This window comes from Cyanobium sp. CH-040 (genome assembly GCF_024346135.1).
Taxonomy (GTDB): Bacteria; Cyanobacteriota; Cyanobacteriia; order PCC-6307; family Cyanobiaceae; genus NIES-981.
In genome coordinates, this window is the sequence record NZ_JAGQCJ010000018.1 from 23,605 (window position 1) to 40,744 (window position 17,140).

At 70.9% G+C, this 17,140-nt stretch carries 26 protein-coding genes and 1 tRNA gene; 14 read left to right on the forward strand and 13 right to left on the reverse strand.

Going from position 1 to position 17,140, the window contains the following annotated elements:
- Positions 1-138: 138 nt before the first annotated feature.
- The 3 genes from KBY90_RS13480 (at position 139) to KBY90_RS13490 (ending at position 3,613) form a co-directional block, all read left to right on the forward strand.
- A complete protein-coding gene (locus KBY90_RS13480) occupies positions 139-705 on the forward strand; it encodes a hypothetical protein (protein WP_254969175.1) in 567 nt (188 codons plus the stop codon).
- A 198-nt stretch (positions 706-903) separates the two neighbouring features.
- A complete protein-coding gene (locus KBY90_RS13485) occupies positions 904-1,350 on the forward strand; it encodes a hypothetical protein (protein WP_254969176.1) in 447 nt (148 codons plus the stop codon).
- Positions 1,319-3,613, forward strand: a complete 2,295-nt coding sequence (locus KBY90_RS13490) for a heavy metal translocating P-type ATPase (protein ID WP_254969177.1) — start codon at positions 1,319-1,321, stop codon at positions 3,611-3,613. The genes KBY90_RS13485 and KBY90_RS13490 overlap by 32 nt, the downstream gene beginning before the upstream one ends.
- Positions 3,614-3,645: 32 nt before the next feature.
- Here KBY90_RS13490 and KBY90_RS13495 read toward each other — a convergent pair whose 3' ends face one another.
- On the reverse strand, positions 3,646-4,224 hold the full coding sequence (locus KBY90_RS13495) for a ferritin (protein ID WP_254969178.1): 579 nt from the start codon (positions 4,222-4,224) through the stop codon (positions 3,646-3,648).
- Between the two features lie 412 nt (positions 4,225-4,636).
- Positions 4,637-5,107 (reverse strand): 6-carboxytetrahydropterin synthase, encoded by a 471-nt coding sequence (locus tag KBY90_RS13500; protein ID WP_254969179.1) that lies wholly within the window; start codon positions 5,105-5,107, stop codon positions 4,637-4,639.
- Here KBY90_RS13500 and hisIE point away from each other — a divergent pair.
- From hisIE to KBY90_RS13515, 3 genes are read left to right on the forward strand one after another with little or no spacing between them, the layout of a single operon-like run.
- Positions 5,106-5,822 (forward strand): bifunctional phosphoribosyl-AMP cyclohydrolase/phosphoribosyl-ATP diphosphatase HisIE, encoded by a 717-nt coding sequence (hisIE, locus tag KBY90_RS13505; RefSeq protein ID WP_254969180.1) that lies wholly within the window; start codon positions 5,106-5,108, stop codon positions 5,820-5,822. The two genes, KBY90_RS13500 and hisIE, sit on opposite strands and share 2 nt — an antisense overlap.
- Before the next feature lie 56 nt (positions 5,823-5,878).
- The gene (locus tag KBY90_RS13510; RefSeq protein ID WP_254969181.1) at positions 5,879-6,760 is read left to right on the forward strand and encodes a metal ABC transporter ATP-binding protein; all 882 of its coding nucleotides are present in this window, start codon (positions 5,879-5,881) and stop codon (positions 6,758-6,760) included.
- A complete protein-coding gene (locus KBY90_RS13515) occupies positions 6,757-7,599 on the forward strand; it encodes a metal ABC transporter permease (RefSeq protein WP_254969182.1) in 843 nt (280 codons plus the stop codon). Before KBY90_RS13510 ends, KBY90_RS13515 begins: the two co-directional genes overlap by 4 nt.
- Here KBY90_RS13515 and KBY90_RS13520 read toward each other — a convergent pair.
- A complete protein-coding gene (locus KBY90_RS13520; protein WP_254969183.1) occupies positions 7,583-8,356 on the reverse strand; it encodes a peptidase in 774 nt (257 codons plus the stop codon). The two genes, KBY90_RS13515 and KBY90_RS13520, sit on opposite strands and share 17 nt — an antisense overlap.
- On the reverse strand, positions 8,356-8,886 hold the full coding sequence (locus KBY90_RS13525) for a DUF2214 family protein (protein ID WP_254969184.1): 531 nt from the start codon (positions 8,884-8,886) through the stop codon (positions 8,356-8,358). The genes KBY90_RS13520 and KBY90_RS13525 overlap by 1 nt, the downstream gene beginning before the upstream one ends.
- Before the next feature lie 241 nt (positions 8,887-9,127).
- Here KBY90_RS13525 and KBY90_RS13530 point away from each other — a divergent pair, with 241 nt between their 5' ends.
- The 6 genes from KBY90_RS13530 to KBY90_RS13555 are packed head-to-tail and all read left to right on the forward strand — an operon-like array spanning position 9,128 to position 12,217.
- Positions 9,128-10,048, forward strand: a complete 921-nt coding sequence (locus KBY90_RS13530; RefSeq protein ID WP_254969185.1) for a sigma-70 family RNA polymerase sigma factor — start codon at positions 9,128-9,130, stop codon at positions 10,046-10,048.
- A 38-nt stretch (positions 10,049-10,086) separates the two neighbouring features.
- The gene (locus KBY90_RS13535) at positions 10,087-10,446 is read left to right on the forward strand and encodes a DUF1232 domain-containing protein (RefSeq protein WP_254969186.1); all 360 of its coding nucleotides are present in this window, start codon (positions 10,087-10,089) and stop codon (positions 10,444-10,446) included.
- Positions 10,446-10,769 carry a hypothetical protein gene (locus tag KBY90_RS13540; RefSeq protein ID WP_254969187.1) on the forward strand — a complete coding sequence of 108 codons (324 nt, stop codon included), beginning with the start codon at positions 10,446-10,448 and terminating at the stop codon, positions 10,767-10,769. Before KBY90_RS13535 ends, KBY90_RS13540 begins: the two co-directional genes overlap by 1 nt.
- A 41-nt stretch (positions 10,770-10,810) precedes the next feature.
- Entirely contained in the window at positions 10,811-11,371 is a 561-nt protein-coding gene (locus KBY90_RS13545) for a hypothetical protein (protein ID WP_254969188.1), read from the forward strand.
- Positions 11,372-11,420: 49 nt separating this feature from the next.
- On the forward strand, positions 11,421-11,705 hold the full coding sequence (locus KBY90_RS13550) for a hypothetical protein (RefSeq protein ID WP_254969189.1): 285 nt from the start codon (positions 11,421-11,423) through the stop codon (positions 11,703-11,705).
- Between the two features lie 14 nt (positions 11,706-11,719).
- Positions 11,720-12,217, forward strand: coding sequence for a phosphate-starvation-inducible PsiE family protein (locus KBY90_RS13555; protein WP_254969190.1), 498 nt, complete (start codon positions 11,720-11,722; stop codon positions 12,215-12,217).
- Here KBY90_RS13555 and KBY90_RS13560 read toward each other — a convergent pair.
- Both KBY90_RS13560 and KBY90_RS13565 read right to left on the reverse strand, forming a co-directional pair.
- Positions 12,153-12,731, reverse strand: a complete 579-nt coding sequence (locus KBY90_RS13560) for a Nif11 domain/cupin domain-containing protein (protein ID WP_254969191.1) — start codon at positions 12,729-12,731, stop codon at positions 12,153-12,155. The genes KBY90_RS13555 and KBY90_RS13560 overlap by 65 nt on opposite strands.
- Positions 12,724-13,281 carry a GNAT family N-acetyltransferase gene (locus KBY90_RS13565; protein ID WP_254969192.1) on the reverse strand — a complete coding sequence of 186 codons (558 nt, stop codon included), beginning with the start codon at positions 13,279-13,281 and terminating at the stop codon, positions 12,724-12,726. The genes KBY90_RS13560 and KBY90_RS13565 overlap by 8 nt, the downstream gene beginning before the upstream one ends.
- A 94-nt stretch (positions 13,282-13,375) precedes the next feature.
- On the opposite strand from KBY90_RS13565, the gene KBY90_RS13570 reads away from it, so the two are divergent.
- Entirely contained in the window at positions 13,376-13,759 is a 384-nt protein-coding gene (locus tag KBY90_RS13570; RefSeq protein WP_254969193.1) for a c-type cytochrome, read from the forward strand.
- A gap of 25 nt (positions 13,760-13,784) precedes the next feature.
- Here the strand turns inward: KBY90_RS13570 and KBY90_RS13575 are convergent, their stop codons facing one another.
- On the reverse strand, positions 13,785-14,054 hold the full coding sequence (locus KBY90_RS13575; RefSeq protein WP_254969194.1) for a YciI family protein: 270 nt from the start codon (positions 14,052-14,054) through the stop codon (positions 13,785-13,787).
- A 193-nt stretch (positions 14,055-14,247) separates the two neighbouring features.
- On the opposite strand from KBY90_RS13575, the gene KBY90_RS13580 reads away from it, so the two are divergent.
- A complete protein-coding gene (locus tag KBY90_RS13580; protein WP_254969195.1) occupies positions 14,248-14,532 on the forward strand; it encodes a hypothetical protein in 285 nt (94 codons plus the stop codon).
- Positions 14,533-14,538: 6 nt separating this feature from the next.
- On the opposite strand, the gene KBY90_RS13585 is transcribed toward KBY90_RS13580, so the two are convergent.
- From KBY90_RS13585 to KBY90_RS13610, 6 genes are all read right to left on the reverse strand, one after another.
- Positions 14,539-14,709, reverse strand: a complete 171-nt coding sequence (locus KBY90_RS13585) for a DUF2256 domain-containing protein (protein WP_254969196.1) — start codon at positions 14,707-14,709, stop codon at positions 14,539-14,541.
- The gene (locus tag KBY90_RS13590) at positions 14,693-15,322 is read right to left on the reverse strand and encodes a DUF938 domain-containing protein (protein WP_254969197.1); all 630 of its coding nucleotides are present in this window, start codon (positions 15,320-15,322) and stop codon (positions 14,693-14,695) included. Before KBY90_RS13590 ends, KBY90_RS13585 begins: the two co-directional genes overlap by 17 nt.
- A gap of 15 nt (positions 15,323-15,337) precedes the next feature.
- Entirely contained in the window at positions 15,338-16,165 is an 828-nt protein-coding gene (gene trpA, locus KBY90_RS13595; protein ID WP_254969198.1) for a tryptophan synthase subunit alpha, read from the reverse strand.
- Between the two features lie 31 nt (positions 16,166-16,196).
- The gene (locus KBY90_RS13600; protein WP_254969199.1) at positions 16,197-16,532 is read right to left on the reverse strand and encodes a DUF3007 family protein; all 336 of its coding nucleotides are present in this window, start codon (positions 16,530-16,532) and stop codon (positions 16,197-16,199) included.
- Positions 16,529-16,777, reverse strand: coding sequence for an NAD(P)H-quinone oxidoreductase subunit L (ndhL, locus tag KBY90_RS13605; RefSeq protein ID WP_254969216.1), 249 nt, complete (start codon positions 16,775-16,777; stop codon positions 16,529-16,531). The genes KBY90_RS13600 and ndhL overlap by 4 nt, the downstream gene beginning before the upstream one ends.
- 72 nt (positions 16,778-16,849) lie before the next feature.
- Positions 16,850-16,927, reverse strand: a tRNA-Leu gene (locus tag KBY90_RS13610).
- Positions 16,928-17,140: the final 213 nt, after the last annotated feature.

Below are 17,140 nucleotides of genomic sequence, written 5' to 3' on the forward strand. Positions count from 1 at the left end.
GGGAACGCCCCTCTGCACTGGCTCCAGCCTGGCAGGCAACGGCGGCCCCGGCCGCCGGCCCTAGCCTGGATTCATTCGACGATTCCATGAAGACGGGACATCACTATGACGAGATGCCGTGATCCCTTTGCTGATCCCATGCCAGATCCCGCTCCCGAGACTCCCCATCAGGGGACTGCGCAGCCCCACGACCGCGAGCGGCTCCGTGCCGTGCTGGAGGAGGCCATCCATGACGAATACAAGGCCCGGGCCACCTACCGCCAGGTGATCGCCCGCTTCGGGCCCGTGCGCCCGTTCCTGCCCATCCTGGCTTCGGAGCAGCGCCACATCGAGGCCCTCACCGGCCTGTTCCGGCGCCACGGCCTGTCGGTTCCGGCCGATGACTGGGAGCAGCGGGTGACGGTGCCCGACTCCGTGCAGGAGGCCTGCAGGGGGGGCGTTCAGGGGGAGATCGAGAACGCCGCGCTCTACGACCGGCTGCTGGAGCAGTCCGTGGCCTACCCCGATGTGCAGCGTGTGCTGCGCAACCTGCGGCGGGCGTCCCAGGAGAACCACCTGCGCGCCTTCCAGCGCTGCGCGGAGCGTCAGGCCGGAACCGGTCGAACCGGTCATGGACGCCGGCACCGGGGCGGGCGCGGATCGCACGCTGACGGATCCGCCGGCAGCCGCGGCCGGGGCGCCGATCGGCTCGGCTGTCGAGGGTGACATCGGCTACAGGCCGATGTTCCGATCGCGCCTCCCGCGGGCCTGTCCTCGCATCCGTACAGCGCCGGGATTACGGCTTCCCCTGCAGCATTGCTACGGTCGGCCCAGGCCTGCAACGGCCCCAGCTCACCGCTGGATCCCGGACAGGCCGGATGCCCGGCACCGCTGGATTTCCGACCTCTCTGGGCAACCACAGCTTTGGGCTCTGACAAGGACGACAAGGGCACGATCGATCAGGACCTGCTGGAGGCGGCCCTGCGACGTCTTCTCGGCACCGGTGACGGAGGGCCGATGCCGCCTCCCCCCGCGGGCTGGGGCTATCCGCCTCCGGGCCAGGCCTGCGGCTGGTGGGCGCCACCGGGTTACCCCCCCTGGGGTGGGGCCATGCCCCCGCCCGGTTATCCCGCAGGCCCTGGTCAGGGCAACGCACAGGCTGGCAGCGGCTTCCAGCAGGCCCTGATCTGGGCGGCCCTCGGTGCCGCCGCCGCCTGGGTGCTCAGCGATCCGGAGGTGCGCGACAAGCTGATCAAGCAGGCCATGAAGCTCTACGGCGAACTGGTGGTGGGCATCGAGGAGATGAAGGAGAAGGTGTCCGACATGAAGGCCGAGGTGGATGCAGGCTTCACCCGCAACAGCGCCGGCTGAGGCCGGCGGAGCCGCCCGCGGCCTGAGGGCCCGCTGGCTGGAGGGGCTGGAGCGCCTGCACGTGCTCGAAAACCGCGTGCGCTGGGCCTACACCCTTCCCGAGGGCGTCAGCCACGCCCCGCGGCAACTCGCCGCCGCCATCGGCCAGTTCGACGGCGTGCTCAGCGCCCGGGAGAACCCCGTGCTGCGTTCGCTGGTGGTGGTGTTCGACAGGACGCGCACCAGCGTCGAATCGCTGGAAGATCAGCTGCTCTCCCTGGTGGCCCCCCTGCCGCGCGGAGCACCGGCAGTGCCTCTGCACGCCAGCGGCCTGGCCTGGCTGCCGGTGGGGCTGTCCCTGCTGAATCTGATCGCCGGCCGCTTCCTGTCCCGCCAGGCCCAGCTGGCCGCCACCGCGGCGATCGCCTGGCCCATCTGGCGGCAGGCCGCCGCGGATGTCGGCCGCCTGCATCTGGGCTCCCACCTGCTGGAGGCCACGGCGGTGCTGGTGTCGCTGCGTCAGCGCGACCTCACGGCGGCCAACGCCACCACCTTCCTGCTGCTGCTGGCCGAGGTGCTGGAGGAGAGCATCGGCCGCCGCTCCGATGCCCTGCTGCTCAGCCTGCTGCGGCCCATGGAGGGCCAGGTGTGGGTGCTGCGCGAGGGGGTGGAGATGCAGATGCCGCTGGCGGAGCTGCGGGGCGGCGAGACCGTGGTGCTCACCGCCGGCGCGATCGTGCCGGTGGACGGCACCGTGCTGGGCGGCCAGGCCACGCTGAACGAGGCCGCCATGACCGGCGAGAGCCGGCCCACCGCCAAGGAGCGGGGTGATTCCGTGCTCTCCGGCACGGTGGTGGAGGAGGGGCGGTTGCTGGTGTACGCCGAGCAGGTGGGAGCCGAGACGGCCGCCGCCAAGATCTCGGCCTTCGTGCGCGACTCGCTCGCCTCCCGCAGCGCCGTGCAGCTCCAGGCCTCCCGGCTGGCGGATCGGCTGGTGCCGGCGGTGTTCGGCCTGGCGGGTCTCACCCTGCTGTTCTCGCGCAGCTGGCGCCGCACCGCGGCGGTGCTGCAGGCCGACTACTGCTGTGCCCTCAAGCTCTCGATGCCCGTGGCCTTCAAGGCGGCCATGGCCCGGGCCGGCTCCCAGGGCGTGCTGGTGAAGGGCGCCAGCGCCCTGGAACGGCTGGCCCAGGCCGACACCGTCGTGTTCGACAAGACCGGCACGCTCACCACCGGCCGGCTGGAGGTGAGCGACACGATCTCCTTCGACAGCGCCTACAGCCCCGCCGACATCCTCAACCTGGCGGCCTCGATCGAGGAGCATGCCGTCCATCCCGTGGCCCTGGCGGTGGTGGAGGCGGCCCGGGGCCAGGGCTACCGCCATTTCGAGCACACCCAGGTGGAGTTCGTGGTGGCCCACGGGGTGGCCTCGGCCATCGGCGATCAGCGCGTGGTGGTGGGATCGCCGCACTTCGTGCTCGAGGACGAAGGCATCGACCCCAGGCCCCATCAGGCGGCGATCGAACCGTTGCTGGCCGCCGGCAAGACCCTGCTGCCCATCGGCTTCGCCGGCCGCCTGATCGGTGTGGTGGCCCTGCAGGACCAGCTGCGCACCAACAGCCGGGCCACCGTGGAGCGGCTGCGTGCCCTCGGTGCCCGCCGTGTGCTGATGCTCAGCGGTGACCGGCCGGAGGTGGCCGAGCGGATGGGCGCGTCCTGCGGTCTCGACGGCGTTCACGCCGGGCTGCTGCCGGCCGACAAGGCCCGGATCGTCGCGGAGCTGATCGCCGCGGGCTCCCGGGTGGTGTTCGTCGGTGATGGGATCAACGATGCCCCGGCTCTGGCGGGGGCCAGTGTGGGGATCGCCATGAGCCGGGGAGCCGAAGTGGCCCGCCTCTCGGCCGACATCACCCTGCTCGATGACGACATCGCCCGCGTCGCGGACGTGAAGGCGATCGCCAACGCCACCATGGCCCGCATCGACGCGAACTATCTGGCGACCGTGGGCATCAACAGCGGCATCCTCGGTGCCGCGGCCATGGGCTGGCTGTCACCGGTGCGCTCCTCGCTGCTGCACAACGGAAGCACGGTGGCGATCCTGCTCAGCGCCCTGGCCACCGCTTCGGGCGCCACCCCGGGCCGTGGCGATGCAGCCCTTGATGTTCCAGTGGACGAAGACAGACCTGCGGAACCGGTGCTGACTCGAGCCGAACCCCCTGACCAGGACCGTCCCCATCAGGACGGCCCGGAAGCGCACAGCACTCCGGGCCGGTTCGTGTTCTGAGGGGCCGGGCCCGAGCGGCCCGGTCTCAGGGCTCAGGCCAGCTTGGCCGGATCGTGCTTGCCGTCGCTGAGCTCGCCATCGATGATCAGCAGCGCCGCCGGCTGGTTCTGGGCGAAGCGCACCCGGCCCAGCAGATGGGCGAAGGTGTTCTCGGAGTTCACCTGGTTGTCCACCAGGGGGTCGAGGAACACCGTGGTGCGGGTGTCACCCGAGCGCTCGGCCATGGCGTACATCTGCTGGAGCGAGGTGGTGACATCCGCCTCCATCTGGAAGGAGGCCGCCAGGATCTCCTCGGGCGACTGCCAGGCCTGGGCGGGTGCCGGCACGTCCTGCAGCACCACCGTCTGTCCGCGGGCGATCAGATAGTCGGCGAACGTACCGGCGTGCTCCTGCTCATCACGGGATTCGTGCTTGAAGAAATGGGAGAAACCGCGCAGTTCACGCTCGGCGAACCAGATGGCCATGGCGAAGTAGGCCGCGCTGGCCTTGCGTTCCATTGTGAGGTGCTGCTGGAGGGCCTCCAGCAGGGCCGCTTCCATGGGCTGGGCCATGGCCCGGCCCGCAGGGCCGGCGCTGACGGTGGTGGGGGTGGAGCTGCCGGTGGAGATCATCGAAATAGGGAAGCGAAGGCTGAAGGGGCTGGCTCAAGGAGCTGAGTGGCTTGCGCGCCAGGGGTGCGGGTTGCGCTCTGGAGCAGAGGCCGGAACCGAGCGCTGATGTCCGGGATCAGAAAGCCCGCTGAGCGTTGACGTGAGCGGGCTGATCTGGGTGCTGATGATCTGGGTGCTGATCTGAATCCCGCACTGGCAAGGGTGAATTGATGTAAGAAATGATACATCGCCTGCCCGCTGCAGGCAGGGTTTTTGAGGTGTGATTTTCACCAGCCAGTTGCGAATGAGTGGCAGTTGCTGTAGTGCCATTCATTGCTGGTTTCCCCGGCCTGTCCTGCTGCCGGTTCCGGTTGCGATCGGTGCCCGGGAGTGTCGGTTTGGTCACGCCCTTCGGCAGGAGGCCGCACCCGGTTCAGGACCCGGCGGCGAACCAGGCCGGCAGGGCCTCGTAGCAGGCCGCGTTCTTCTCGTTCTCGCGGGCCTCGCTTCTCCAGCAGCAGGTGCGTCCGCCGTCGCGGGCGAGCAGCAACTCGTTGGCCCAGCCCCACACCAGCTCGGCGCTGCTCTCCATGCCCACGTTGGCCATCACCCGCAGATCGAGGGCGCCCTGCTCATGGAGCTGCCGCCAGGTGGGCAGCAGGGGATCGTCGGCGCTGGCCAGGAAGGTGTGGTCGAACTGCTCCGCCAGCCGCCGCTCCAGCTCGCGCAGCCCGGAGAAGTCCACCACGAAGCCGTTTTCGTCGAGGGCGGTGGCCCGGAACCAGAAGTGGAAGCTGCGGCTGTAGCCGTGCACGAAGCGGCAGTGGCCGGCGTGCCGCCACTGACGGTGGGTGCAGGGGTAGCCGCTGAAGGTCTTGCTGCAGCTGTGGACCGGTGAGGACATGGGGGAAGATCGAGGCAGCGGCAGCGCCTGGGCCTTGCAAGCATCATTCCAGTCCCCGGATCCGGCGTTCATCGCCGGCCTGCGCTTCAACGAGGCCGGCCTGATCCCGGCCATCGCCCAGGACTGGCTCGACGGCGCCGTGCTGATGGTGGCCTGGATGAACCGGGAGGCGCTGGAGCGCACAGTTGAAAGCGGCGAGGTGCACTACTGGAGCCGCTCCCGCGCCGAGCTCTGGCACAAGGGCGCCACCAGCGGCCACATCCAGACCCTGCGGGGCCTGCGCTACGACTGCGACGCCGATGTGCTGCTGCTCACGGTCGAGCAGCGCGGCGATGTGGCCTGCCACACCGGCGCCCGCAGCTGCTTCTACGACGACGGCCCCACGCCCACTGCCGGTGGGGCCACGGCGCCGCCGCCGCCGGCCGATGTCTGCACCGAGCTGATGCGGGTGATCGAGGGGCGCCGCGACCACCCCGAACCCGGCAGCTACACCAACAGGCTGCTGGAGGGGGGCGACAACCGCATCCTCAAGAAGATCGGTGAGGAGAGCGCCGAGTTCGTGATGGCCTGCAAGGACGGCGATCCTGCCGAGATCGCCGGCGAGGCGGCCGACCTCCTGTTCCACCTGCAGGTGGCCCTGGCCCACCACGGGGTGAGCTGGCGGGATGTGCAGCAGGTGCTGGCCGGGCGCCGCGGTGCGCCCAGGCGGGAGTGAGCGCAGTGAGAAGTGAGCGGAGTGAGAACGGGCTGCCGCGCCCCTAGCCTGGAGTGATGCTGAAAACGGTTCCCAGCATCGGCTCCGGCTCCGCCACTTCCACCGCCACCGGCCCCGAGGTGGTGCTCCAGGTGGAGGGTCTCACGGTGGGCTGGGGTGCCGCGGCCAGCGACCGCCCCGTGGTGGAGAACGTGAGTTTCCGCCTGGCCGCGGAGACGGATACGGCCCTGGTGGGTCCCAACGGCGCCGGCAAGAGCACGCTGGTGCAGGCCCTGCTCGGCATCCTGCCCCGCCAGGCCGGCAGCGTGCGGGTGCTGGGAGCCCCCCTCTCCCCCCACGGCCGGCTGCCCGCCGCCGTGCGCGCCCAGGTGGCCTATCTGCCCCAGCAGGTGAGCGTGCGGGGGCGGTTTCCCCTCACCGTGGCCGAGTTCGTGGGCCTGGGCTGGGAGCCCAGCGGCCTGCGTCTCCCCTGGGCCGGCCGCCGGGAGCGCCGGGCCGCCGTGCACGCCGCCCTGGAGCGCACCGCCTGCGCCGATCTGGCCGCGCGCCTGATCAGCGAGCTGTCCACGGGCCAGTGGAAGCGGGTGCTGCTGGCGTTCTGCGTGGTGCGCCCCCGCCGCCTGCTGGTGCTCGATGAGGCCCAGGCGGGTCTGGATCCCCAGGCCGCCGAGCAGTTCCTCCGCCTGCTCTTCGACCTGCGCCGCAGCGAGGGCTGGGCGGTGCTGCAGATCTCCCATGACCTGGAGATGGTGCGGCGCACCTGTGACCGGGTGCTCTGCCTCAACCGCAGCCTGCGCTGCCAGGGCAGCCCCGAGGTCGCCCTCTCTCCTGCCCAGCTGGAGCGCCTCTATGGCCGCGGCTACGTGCCCTATCACCACCATCACCACCGGGAAGCCGGTGCCGCCCCGCCCCCGCCGGCGGCCCCTCCCCAGCCATGACCCTGCCGCCGCCGGAATGGCTGGAGCTGCTGCGCTTTCCCTTCATGCAGCGCGCCCTGGTGGCCGGGCTGCTGAGCGGGTCCCTCGGCGGTCTGCTGGGCAGCGTGGCGGTGCTGCGCCAGCTCTCCTTCTTCAGTGACGCCCTGGGCCATTCCGCCCTGCTGGGCATCAGCCTGGGGGTGCTGCTGGGGGTGGAGCCCACCCTGGTGCTGATCCCCTTCGCGGTGCTGTTCGCCCTGGCGGTTTCCCAGCTGGTGGAGCGCAGCCAGCTGCCCAGCGACGCCCTGCTCAACATCGTGTATTCCTCGTCGCTGGCGATCGCCGTGGTACTGCTGCGCCTGCTCTCGTCCCGGGCCGGCAGCCTCGAGCAGCTCCTCTTCGGCGACATCCTGGCGGTGTCCTGGGGGGATCTGCTCCTGCAGGCCCTGCTGCTGGCGGGGGTGCTCACCTACCTGCTGCTCACCCGCCGCAGCCAGATCCTGGTGAGTCTCGACCGGGGCCTGGCGGTGAGCCAGGGGGTGGCGGTGGGCTGGCAGCGGCTGCTGTTCGTGGTGGTGCTGGCGGTGGTGGTGGCCCTCTCGATCAAGGCCGTGGGGGTACTGCTGATCAGTGCCTTTGTGGTGATTCCCGCCTGCTCCGCCCGCCTGATCAGTGGCAGCTTCGCCACCTACCTGCCCCTGGCCAGCGGCATCGGCGCCTCCTGCGGGCTGATCGGACTGCTCAGCTCCGGCGTCTTCAACCTGCCCTCCGGACCCTGCGTGGTGATCGTGCAGCTGCTGGCGTTCCTCGCCGCCCTGCTCGTCCGTGCCAGCCGCCCTCCACTCAGGGGCTGGGGCTGAGCCCGGGCTGCCGCTGCAGCCACTGCAGCGTGGCCCGGTCGCGCCGGCTGAGGCCGAGCACCGGCACGGGGCCCGGCACGGCGGCCATGGCATCGGCGGGGTCGTCGCTGTGGCCCCAGAGGCCGAAGGCATGGCCGAGCTCGTGCAGGGCGGTGGCCTGCATGGCCTCGGGCCTCTGGCCAGGACTGATGCTCACCGTCACCCGCGGCTCCGGCAGGGGTTCTCCGCCCCGCTGCACCAGCCACAGCTCCAGCTCGGCCCGCCCGTGGCTGGCCCTGCCGCCGCGCAGGGCCGGCCGCCGCCGCCACACCAGCACCTGGGCCCGCTCCGGCTCATCCACCACGGTGACCGGCAGGAGCTCCCGCCAGGTGTCCAGGGCCCTGCTCACCGCCTGGTGCCAGGCCTGGTCCCAGCGGGCGGCAGGCCCCTCGGTGGCCCCCGGTTCGATCCACACGCACCAGTGGTCCAGGCGCGGCCAGCCGAAGGGCGTGGGCTGCAGCCGGTGGCGGTAGTCGCCGCCGGCCGGGTCGGCGGGCGGCGGCAGCCTGGGGCTGGCGCCGGAGCTGGCGTTGGCACCGGAACTGGAATTGGCGGTCAGCGACGCGGCTGGCAGCGGCTGGCCGGCCGTGGCCGGGGCACAGGCCGCAGCGTGCAAGCCGTCTGCCGGCGATGCCAGGCCGCCGGTCTGGAGTCCCAGGGCTGCAGGCAGGCACAGCACTGACAGCAGAACGGCCGGCGCCAGCGCGCGCGCGGTCATCAGCCCGCCAGGGTGCCCGGCAGACCCACACCCCGGGCCATCAGGGTGGCCAGCAGGGGAATCAGGGCAAAGCCCACCAGTTCGATGTTGAGGATCCAGGCCAGCCGTGCTGCCAGGGCTTCACTCACCTGGGGCAGCTCCCCCTTGCGCAGCGGGATCGCCCAGAGGATGTAGGTGACGGTGGGGTAGAGCGACAGTCCTCCCACCCCCAGGTACAGGGCCACCTTCCACCAGAAGAGGGGGTTCCCGGTGTAGAAGTCGCTGCCCTGGCCGAAGTAGAGCACCCGCAGGATGCCGCTCACCAGAAGCGCCAGGGCGGCCATGCCGTACACCACGTCGGTGATCACCATCAGGGTGGCGTCGGCCTTGCCGGGGTTGGGGCGGATCAGGCGCCGCTCGAGCACGAGGGCGCCGAAGCAGAGCATGAAGCTCAGGTAGTGCACGTAGGCCACGGCGGCGCGGCTGAACACGGGGCTGCCGAACAGGTCGCCACCGAGCAGGGCGGGGGGGAGCGCCGCGAATCCGGCCATGGGGTCAAGGCAACGGGCGAAACCGTAGCGGGCCCGGGGAAGCGCAGCGAGCCGGGTGAGTCGCCGGTGGGTCGCGGGAATGATTGACGGGCGCCATTCTGCTGATGGGCGGCCTCGGGGAGTGGGAAATGTATGAAACCTTGACGCAATTGGGAAGAAACGTGGAAACCCGAAGGCTTGTTGAAAGGTTGTCTCCTTTCGCCAGGAAGTCCGTAGGTTCAACGCAGTGCAGAGACAGACCATGGCCAGCTCGCTGAGCAGCTTTCTGGGCGAGATCGGCCGCCATCAGTTGCTCACCCCGGAGCAGGAGCTCACCCTGGGCCGCAAGGTGCAGGCGATGGCGGCCCTGCAGGAGCGCTGCCGTCAGGCCGGCGGCCAGGGTCCGGCCTGCGAGTACAGCGATCTGGAGCGTCGCACCCTGCGCCAGGGAGAGCGGGCCAAGAACCAGATGATCACCGCCAACCTGCGCCTGGTGGTGAATCTGGCCAAGCGTTATCAGAACAAGGGCCTGGATCTGCTGGATCTGATTCAGGAAGGCACCCTCGGCCTCACCCGCGCCGTGGAGAAATATGACCCCACCCGCGGTCATCGTTTCAGCACCTATGCCTACTGGTGGATCCGCCAGGGCCTCAACCGGGCTCTGTCCACCCAGAGCCGCACGATCCGCATTCCGGTGAATGTGAACGAGAAGCTCACCCGCCTGCGGGCGGCCAAGGCCCGCCATCTGCAGACCCATGGGGTGGCAGCCAGCCCGGCCCAGCTCGCGGCGGCCCTGGATCTCCCCCAGGCGGATGTGGAGGATCTGCTGGCCTGCGAGCTGCGCAGCGTCACCGTCAGCCTGCAGGGGGTGGTGAAGTCCAAGTCGGACCCCTCCGAGCTGGTGGATGTGCTGCCCAGTCCCGAGCCGGCGCCGATGGAGCGTGCCGAGCTGGCCGAGCGCAGCGCCACGGTGTGGACCCTGCTGGACCGGGCCAGCCTCACCCCCAAGGAGCGCACGGTGGTGATGCTGCGCTTCGGCCTGGATGGCAACCATGACTGGCGCACCCTGGCGGAGGTGGCCCGCCAGCTCGGCTGCAGCCGTGAATATTGCCGCCAGGTGGTGCAGCGGGCCCTGCGCAAGCTCCGGAAAACCGGCATCGACAGCGGTCTGGTGGAGGTGTGACGGGCTGAAAATGGACAGGTTCGCTGCCTGAAAGGCCCGTGACCCATTCCGCTCCTTCCGTCGACGCCGAGGTGCTGGAGAGCAGCGTCGTCGACGAAGCCCTGCTGCTGCGGCTGCTGCGCCGTGCCGGACGGGCGGTGGCCCGGCCGGCCCTGGAGTGTCTGGAGATGCTGCTCGACCCCGACACGCCCCCCACGGCGAAGTTGACCGTGCTGGCGGCCCTCACCTACCTGCTGGTGCCGCTGGATGTGATCCCGGATTTCATCCCGGCCGCCGGCTTCAGCGACGACCTGGTGGCGATGACCGCCCTGCTCGGCGTCTGCGGCCGGCACCGCAGTGAGGCCGTTCGCATGCGCGCCCAGCGGCGGCTGGATCGCTGGTTCCCGCTCGGCCGGTGATGGTGAGCCTCTCCGCCGAACAGCGTGAGGATCTCCAGGCCTTCCTCAGGGACTGGCTGCGTCACACCGGCCGCACCCAGGCCGATCTGCGCCGGGCCCTGAAGGCAGGTTCCATCCGCATGCCCGTGCTCCTCGATGCCCTGCAGGGCATCCATGCCCGCGGCGGGCTTGCCGGCCTGGCCGAGCAGCTCTGCGCCATCGAGGAGACCTGGCAGCGGGAGGATGCGGCAGCACCGGCCGATCAGCCCTCGCGAAGCACGCCCCTCGACGCGTCGCTCGGGCAGCTGGATCTGCTGCTTCAGGAAATCCGCGGGGAGTCCTAGATCTCCTGCCTCCTGGTCCACCACCCGTCGCTTCCAGACCGATGACCAGCGCCAACGATCAGCCCCAGTGGTTCACCGTCCTGATGGCTCTGCGCTGGCCGCTGGCGCTGGTGGCGGCCGCGGCGATCCTGGGGGGCGTGGTGCTGCGGGTGACGAGCCGGCCCCTTCAGGTCGCCCTGGTGCTCGACAGGCCCCTGCCCGTGCAGGCGGACGTGAGTCAGCTGGCGCTTCCCGTGGTGCGGGTGCAGGAGCTGGCCAATCCGATCAAGATCCAGGCCCAGGATCTGGTGAGCGTTCGCGGCGCGGTGGAGATCGCCTCGAAGGACGCCATCCCGATCACGGGACAGCCCAGGATCGTTCTCGACGAGCCGGTTGCGATCAAGGCTGGGGCGCCCCTGCCGGTGAGGAGCGAGGTGGTGATCGAGGCCAGGCAGCCCCTGCCCGTGAGGGCGGAGGTGGAGGCCCTACGGCCTCTGCCGGTGAAGGGCGAGGTGGATGTGGCCGCCGAGGCGCCGCTGAACGTGAATTCCTCGGTCACCCTGGAGACCGATGACACCCCGGTGCAGATCGAGTTCCACAAACGTCTCCGGTCGATCTTCTGACGCGCCCCGGCAGGCAGAGTGGGGGCCCAGCCGTCAACGCGACCGTGCCATGGCCGATCCTGCCGCCTCGCGCCTCAGCCTCCCAGCAGCTTTCCTCCCTGCCGCGGCGGTCGCGTCGCTGGTGCTGGTGATGGCCTCTCTCCCGGGCACCCCCGCGCTGGCCCAGCGCCAGCTGTTCCTGCGCGGACCCGGCAGCCAGGTGGGCCCCTCCACCGAGGTGGTGCCCACCAACTGCGTCACGGCTCCTGACGGAACGATCACCTGCGATACGGAGCTGAGGAATCCCCCCGGGAACACCCCCGCCCGTCCCCAGCTCGATCTGTTCGAGAACTGAGGCGGAGTGAGCCGATGCGCTTCCCGCGGATGCGGCGTCTCCTCGATGACGCCAACTATCTCTATGTGATCGACCGCAGCGAGCAGCAGCTGGCCAAGCTGCTCGGTGTGGTGCTGGTGGTGGTGATGGTTGCCGCCACCGTGCAGCTGGTGGTGGAGGTGTGGAGGGCGCTGCTGGTGCCGGAGACGCCCTGGCTGGGCGCCAAGCTCAACAAGGTTCTCGGTGACCTGCTCAACCTGCTGATCGCCCTAGAGGTGCTGCAGAACATCACCTCCTACCTGCGGCGGCATGTGGTGCAGATCGAGCTGGTGCTGCTCACCGCCATGACCGCGGTGGCCCGGAAGGTGATCGTGCTGCCCCCGGGTGCGGAGAACAAACCCCAGCTGCTCGCGGGCCTGGGGGTGGCGGTGCTGGCGCTGGCCGGTGCCTTCTGGCTGGTGCGCTCGCTCACCCTGCGCAAGCCCCCGTCCAGAACAGGGCCAGCCATACGGATCCGGGCTCCCCGTCCGTAGCCTCGAGCCTGTGGCGGCGGTGGGCCGGGATCAGCAGCGTGTCGCCGCGGCACAGCTCCAGCACCTCTCCTCCGACCGCCTTCGTCCCGCCCGCACCGGCCCCGACCCCCTGCGTGGCGTCTGGGGCCAGCCGGATGCGGGCGCTGCCCTGCAGCAGCGTCACCCATTCGTGTTCGCTCTGGTCGTACCAGAAGCCCGGCGGGCTGCTGGCCTGGCAGGAGTGGATGCGCTCCAGCCGCCAGGTTTCACCCCGGGCCAGCACCGACACCCGCTCCTCCCCCGCTGGGGGACAGGGGCCGGCGAAGAGGTTGCCATCACTCAGCGCAGCCGCGTCGCCCTCCCCCCAGCGGCGGCCGATCTCGAAACCGTGGCGGCGGGCCAGGGCCACCACCGCGTGGTGGTGGCTGCAGGCCGCCAGGGCCTCGCGCACGGCCGGGTCGGACTCGCTGAGGGCCACGAAGGCATTGAGCTGGCGCACCTTCTCGAGGAACTGCTGCAGTTGCGCTTCAGCCACGGAACTCGGCCGGGGGGATGGGGTCCAGGCGTCTGATCATGCGCCAGCGGGTGAACCAGGCGCCGGCGAACAGCACCGTTTCCTCGGCCTCCACCAGCCAGCCGCGCCGCTCCAGCAGGGGCCGGGACAGCTGGCTGGCCTCCGTGCGCAGCTGCCGCTGCCCCTGGTCGCGGGCGTGGCGCTCCAGGGCGCCCAGGATGGCGCTGGCCCGGCCCTGCCGGCAGGCGCGGCCGCGGCAGTAGAGCAGGGCCAGACGGTCGACGGGATGGAGCAGCCCGAAGGCCTCGATGCTGCGGGCGCTGCCTGTGCTGCCGGCGCTGCCGGGAGTTGCGGCGGTGCTGGCCAGGCCGAACCCCTCCGCCAGCGGTTGCCGCAGCGCGCCGGAACGGCCGGGGTGATGGGCCCAGGCGTCGATCTGGTCCGGGCTGTACAGGCCGGCTGCCTGGCTCAGCACCGCGTCGCGGTACAGCTCCACCAGTTCGTCGTGGTCGCCGGGCCGAAGGGGGCGCAGCCCGGCGTCGGGGGCCTGATCGCTCGGCAGCGGCTCCATGGAGGCTCGCGCGCAGGGTGTGGCGACAAGGCTGCCGGATTCCCAGGCTGCCGGATCGCACCCGGCCACACTGGCCCCGAATCCGGTTGCCGCCATGTCCAGCCCTGTCCTCTCCGAGTCCCGGCGCCCCGGCCGGCCCTTCAGCCGCTGGGTGCTGGCGGGGCTGGCGCTGGCGCTGGCGGCCCTGCTCGGACTGCCCGGGGCCGTGCGGGCCGAGCCGGGCGAGGGGGCGCGCCTGTTCGAGGCCCACTGCGCCGGCTGCCATGTGCAGGGCGGCAACATCATCCGCCGCCGCAAGACCCTCAAGCTGGCGGCCCTGGAGCGGGAGGGCATCGCCTCGGAGGCCGCCATCGCCGCCATCGCCGCCGCCGGGGTGGGTCAGATGTCGGGCTACGGCCAGCTGCTGGGGGACGAGGGGGTGGCAGCCGTGGCCGCCTGGGTGTGGCAGCAGGCGGAGGCGGGCTGGCCGCGGGGCTGAACCCGGCCTCCCTCGGGCGGGCTGCTCAGAAGGCCTGGATCCAGGGATACACCTGCACCGCCGTCCAGATGCCGTGCCGCCAGTAGGTGTCGCCGTGCACCAGCTCCTCCACCTGCTGCAGGGACTCGGCCTCGTAGATCCCGAACACGTGGGTGCTGCCCTCGGTGGGGCCGAGGGTGATCAGGATGCCGGCGTCCTTCTGGCGCTGCAGCCCGGCCAGATGCTCCTCCCGGTAGGGGGCGCGTTTCTCGAGGGCGTCGTCGCAGTAGGTGCCCCAGAGGACGAATCGGGCCATCGGCGGCTGGTGCGGATCGCCGCGACGCTAGGGCCAGGCTGATGCAGCACCCCCTGGTTCGTCCTGGACGGACCGTCGGCTGCCACAGCCCGCCAGGAGGAGCGTGAGCATGCCTGCGAGGGTGATGGGAAGCGTCAGCCGTCGCCAGACCCGGCGGCGTCGGCTGGTGGCCCGCGCTTCAATGGTTCCCGACATGATCCTTCACAACCGCTCGATGCACGTTCGCCTCAGCCTGGTGGTCTCTCTGCTCGCCCTTTCGGCCGGGCTGCCTGCCCGGGCCAACATGGTTGATCAGATCATCCGCAGCAAGTGCCTTGATGCGGTGAACGCCGAGATCAAGTCGTCCGGCAAGCCGGCTCCTGCCGGCATGTCCGACTACACCTGCGACTGCGTGGTGCAGGAGTTCAAAAAGGGCAATTCGATCAGCCAGGCCTCCGGCACCTGCAAGCAACGGGCCGTGACCAAGTACGGCGTCTGATCAGCGTCAGCTCCCTTGCCGCTGCCCCCGCCGGTTGGCGGGCCGGCGTGCCTGGTTGCGGCAGCGCTCGGAGCAGTAGCGCACCTCGTCCCACACGGCCTTCCACTTGCGGCGCCACTGGAACGGCCGGCCGCACTGGGCGCAGGTCCTGGTGGGACGATCAGCGTGATGGGGCATCGCTCCGGGCCTGGCGCTCGAACACCAGCAGGCGGTTGTTGGCCGGCATGGCCTGATCGGCCCGCAGCTCCAGGCCCAGACTCTGCGCCTGGGCCCGGAGCTCCCTGGCATCGCGCACTCCCATGGCGGGGTCGATGGCCTGCAGGTGGGCATCGAAGGCGGCGTTGCTGGGGGCGGTGTGCCGGTCTCCATCCCGAAACGGCCCGTACAGCAGCAGCAGGCCCCTGGGCCGCAGCAACCGGGCCGCGCCCGCGAGGAGCTGGGGCACGGCAGTGGCCGGCATGATGTGGCAGGTGTTGGCGGTGAACACCGCATCGAAGGGGCCGTGCGGCCACTGCTCCGGCCGGGTCACGTCCAGCGCCACGGGCTCGGCGATCCGTGCCCCGGGGGCCAGGCCGCTGCGGCCCTCCAGGCGCAGCCGCTCCTCCAGGTCATGGAGCGGCGGCAGGTCGCTGGGCTGCCAGCGCAGGCCGGGCAGGTGGCGCGCCATGTGAACGGCGTGCTGGCCGCTGCCGGAGCCCACCTCCAGCACCCGGCCCCCCTGCGGCAGCCACTGCGCCAGCACCTCGAGGATCGGCTGCTGGTTGCGTTCGCAGGCGGCGGAGAAGAGCATCGCGGCAGCGCCGGTTCAGCGGTCGAGCCCGGCCCGCAGCTCCGCGCAGAAGCGGCCCGCGGCCTCGGCGACGGCCTCTGCAGCGCCAGCGTGCTGCTCGGCGGCGCTGGCCATCACCTTCACCAGGGCACTGCCCACGATGGCGCCGTCAGCGCCCCACTCGCGCACCTGGCGGGCCTGGTCCGCTCCGGCGATGCCGAAGCCCACCGCCACCGGCGTGGGGCCCAGCGGCTTGAGCTGCCCCACCAGGGCTTCCACCCGGGATTCCAGGCTGGTGCGCACGCCGGTCACCCCGGTGACGCTCACCAGATAGGTGAAGCCCCGGCTGGCCCGGTGGATGCGGGCCATGCGTTCGGCCGGCGTGGTGGGCGCCACCAGCAGCACCAGATCCAGCCCCCGGTCAGCGGCGATGGCCGAGAGTCTCTCGGCTTCCTCCAGCGGCAGGTCGGGCACCACCAGTCCTGCGGCACCGGCGGCGGCGGCCTCCTCGCAGAAGCGCTCCATGCCGCGGTTGAGCAGGGGGTTGCTGTAGGTGAACAGCACCACCGGGATGGTCAGCTCCCCCTTCAGCGAGGCGAGCATCTCCAGCACCCGGGCCGGGGTGGTGGCCGCGGCGAGGGCGCGGCTGGCAGCGGCCTGGATCACGGGACCGTCGGCCAGGGGATCGCTGTAGGGGATGCCCAGCTCCACCAGATCGGCGCCCTGGTGCTGCAGGGCCAGCAGGGTGGCCCGGGTGGCCGCCAGGTGGGGATCGCCGGCCATCAGGAAGGGCATCAGGGCACAGCGGCCCTGCCCGGCCAGATCGCTGAAACGCTGCTGAATCGGAGTCAGGACGGCGGTCACAGCAGCGAGCTTGCGGCAGGGTGCTGCGAGCCTATGCCTCACCCGGTTCCGCCAGCTGGCCGGTTTCGCGCAGCAGCCGCTCCTGCTCCTCGGGGCTGAGGGCGGCGAACTTGCGCTCCAGCTCGGCGATGGTGGCGGCGTCGTAGGCGTCGCGGTAGGTGCGCCGCTGCTGCATGTAGGTCATGTTGCCCGTCACCGCCCGCAGCAGATAGGTGGCGGTCCAGCCCAGCACCACCGCCATCAGCAGCGCCGAGGCGGCGATGCCCGCCGAGAAGCCCTCGAAGCCCCCCAGCTTGAGAACGGCGTAGCCGGCCGCCCCCAGGCCGAACACCGCCAGGCCCAGGAGCAGCGCCTGGCCCTTGGTCATCGGGCGCCCTGCCCGGCCATGCGCAGGTTGATGAAGGGGGCAAACAGGATCAGGCCGGGAAAGAAGAGAAACACCAGCCCGTAGACGCCGAAGCGCTCCAGCTTGCCCATCACGGTCCAGCGCTTCACCATCCAGGCGTAGAGCGCCAGGGGAATGGCCACCAGATAGGTGCCGGCCAGCACCAGATAGAGCGCGATCAGCAGCAGCGCGTCGGACGGGAGGCCCAGCACCGACGGCAGGGTGATGGCGAGGGGGACGCCGGTGATCAAGGGTGCGGCGGACAGCGACAAGGCACTCCGGAGCGATGGATGGACGGGTGGTGCGCCCGGCGGGATTCGAACCCGCACTGGAGTCATTTTAAGTGACCTGCCTGCTACCGATTGGGCTACGGGCGCCTGGCCGGCCCCTCCACCGGCCCCACGAGTGTATGAGTGCCGGTTCGGTGATCCGTGCTGCCGCACCGTGCCCTGCGGTTATGGTGTCTGCATCCGGTCGGGGCCTTGCGGCCACCTCCAAGCAGGTGTTGACGGGTTCGGCGAGACGCCGTCCCTGACGCAACGGGACCCAGTCCCTGAGCCAACCGAACGCCCCGACCGAGTCAGCACCTC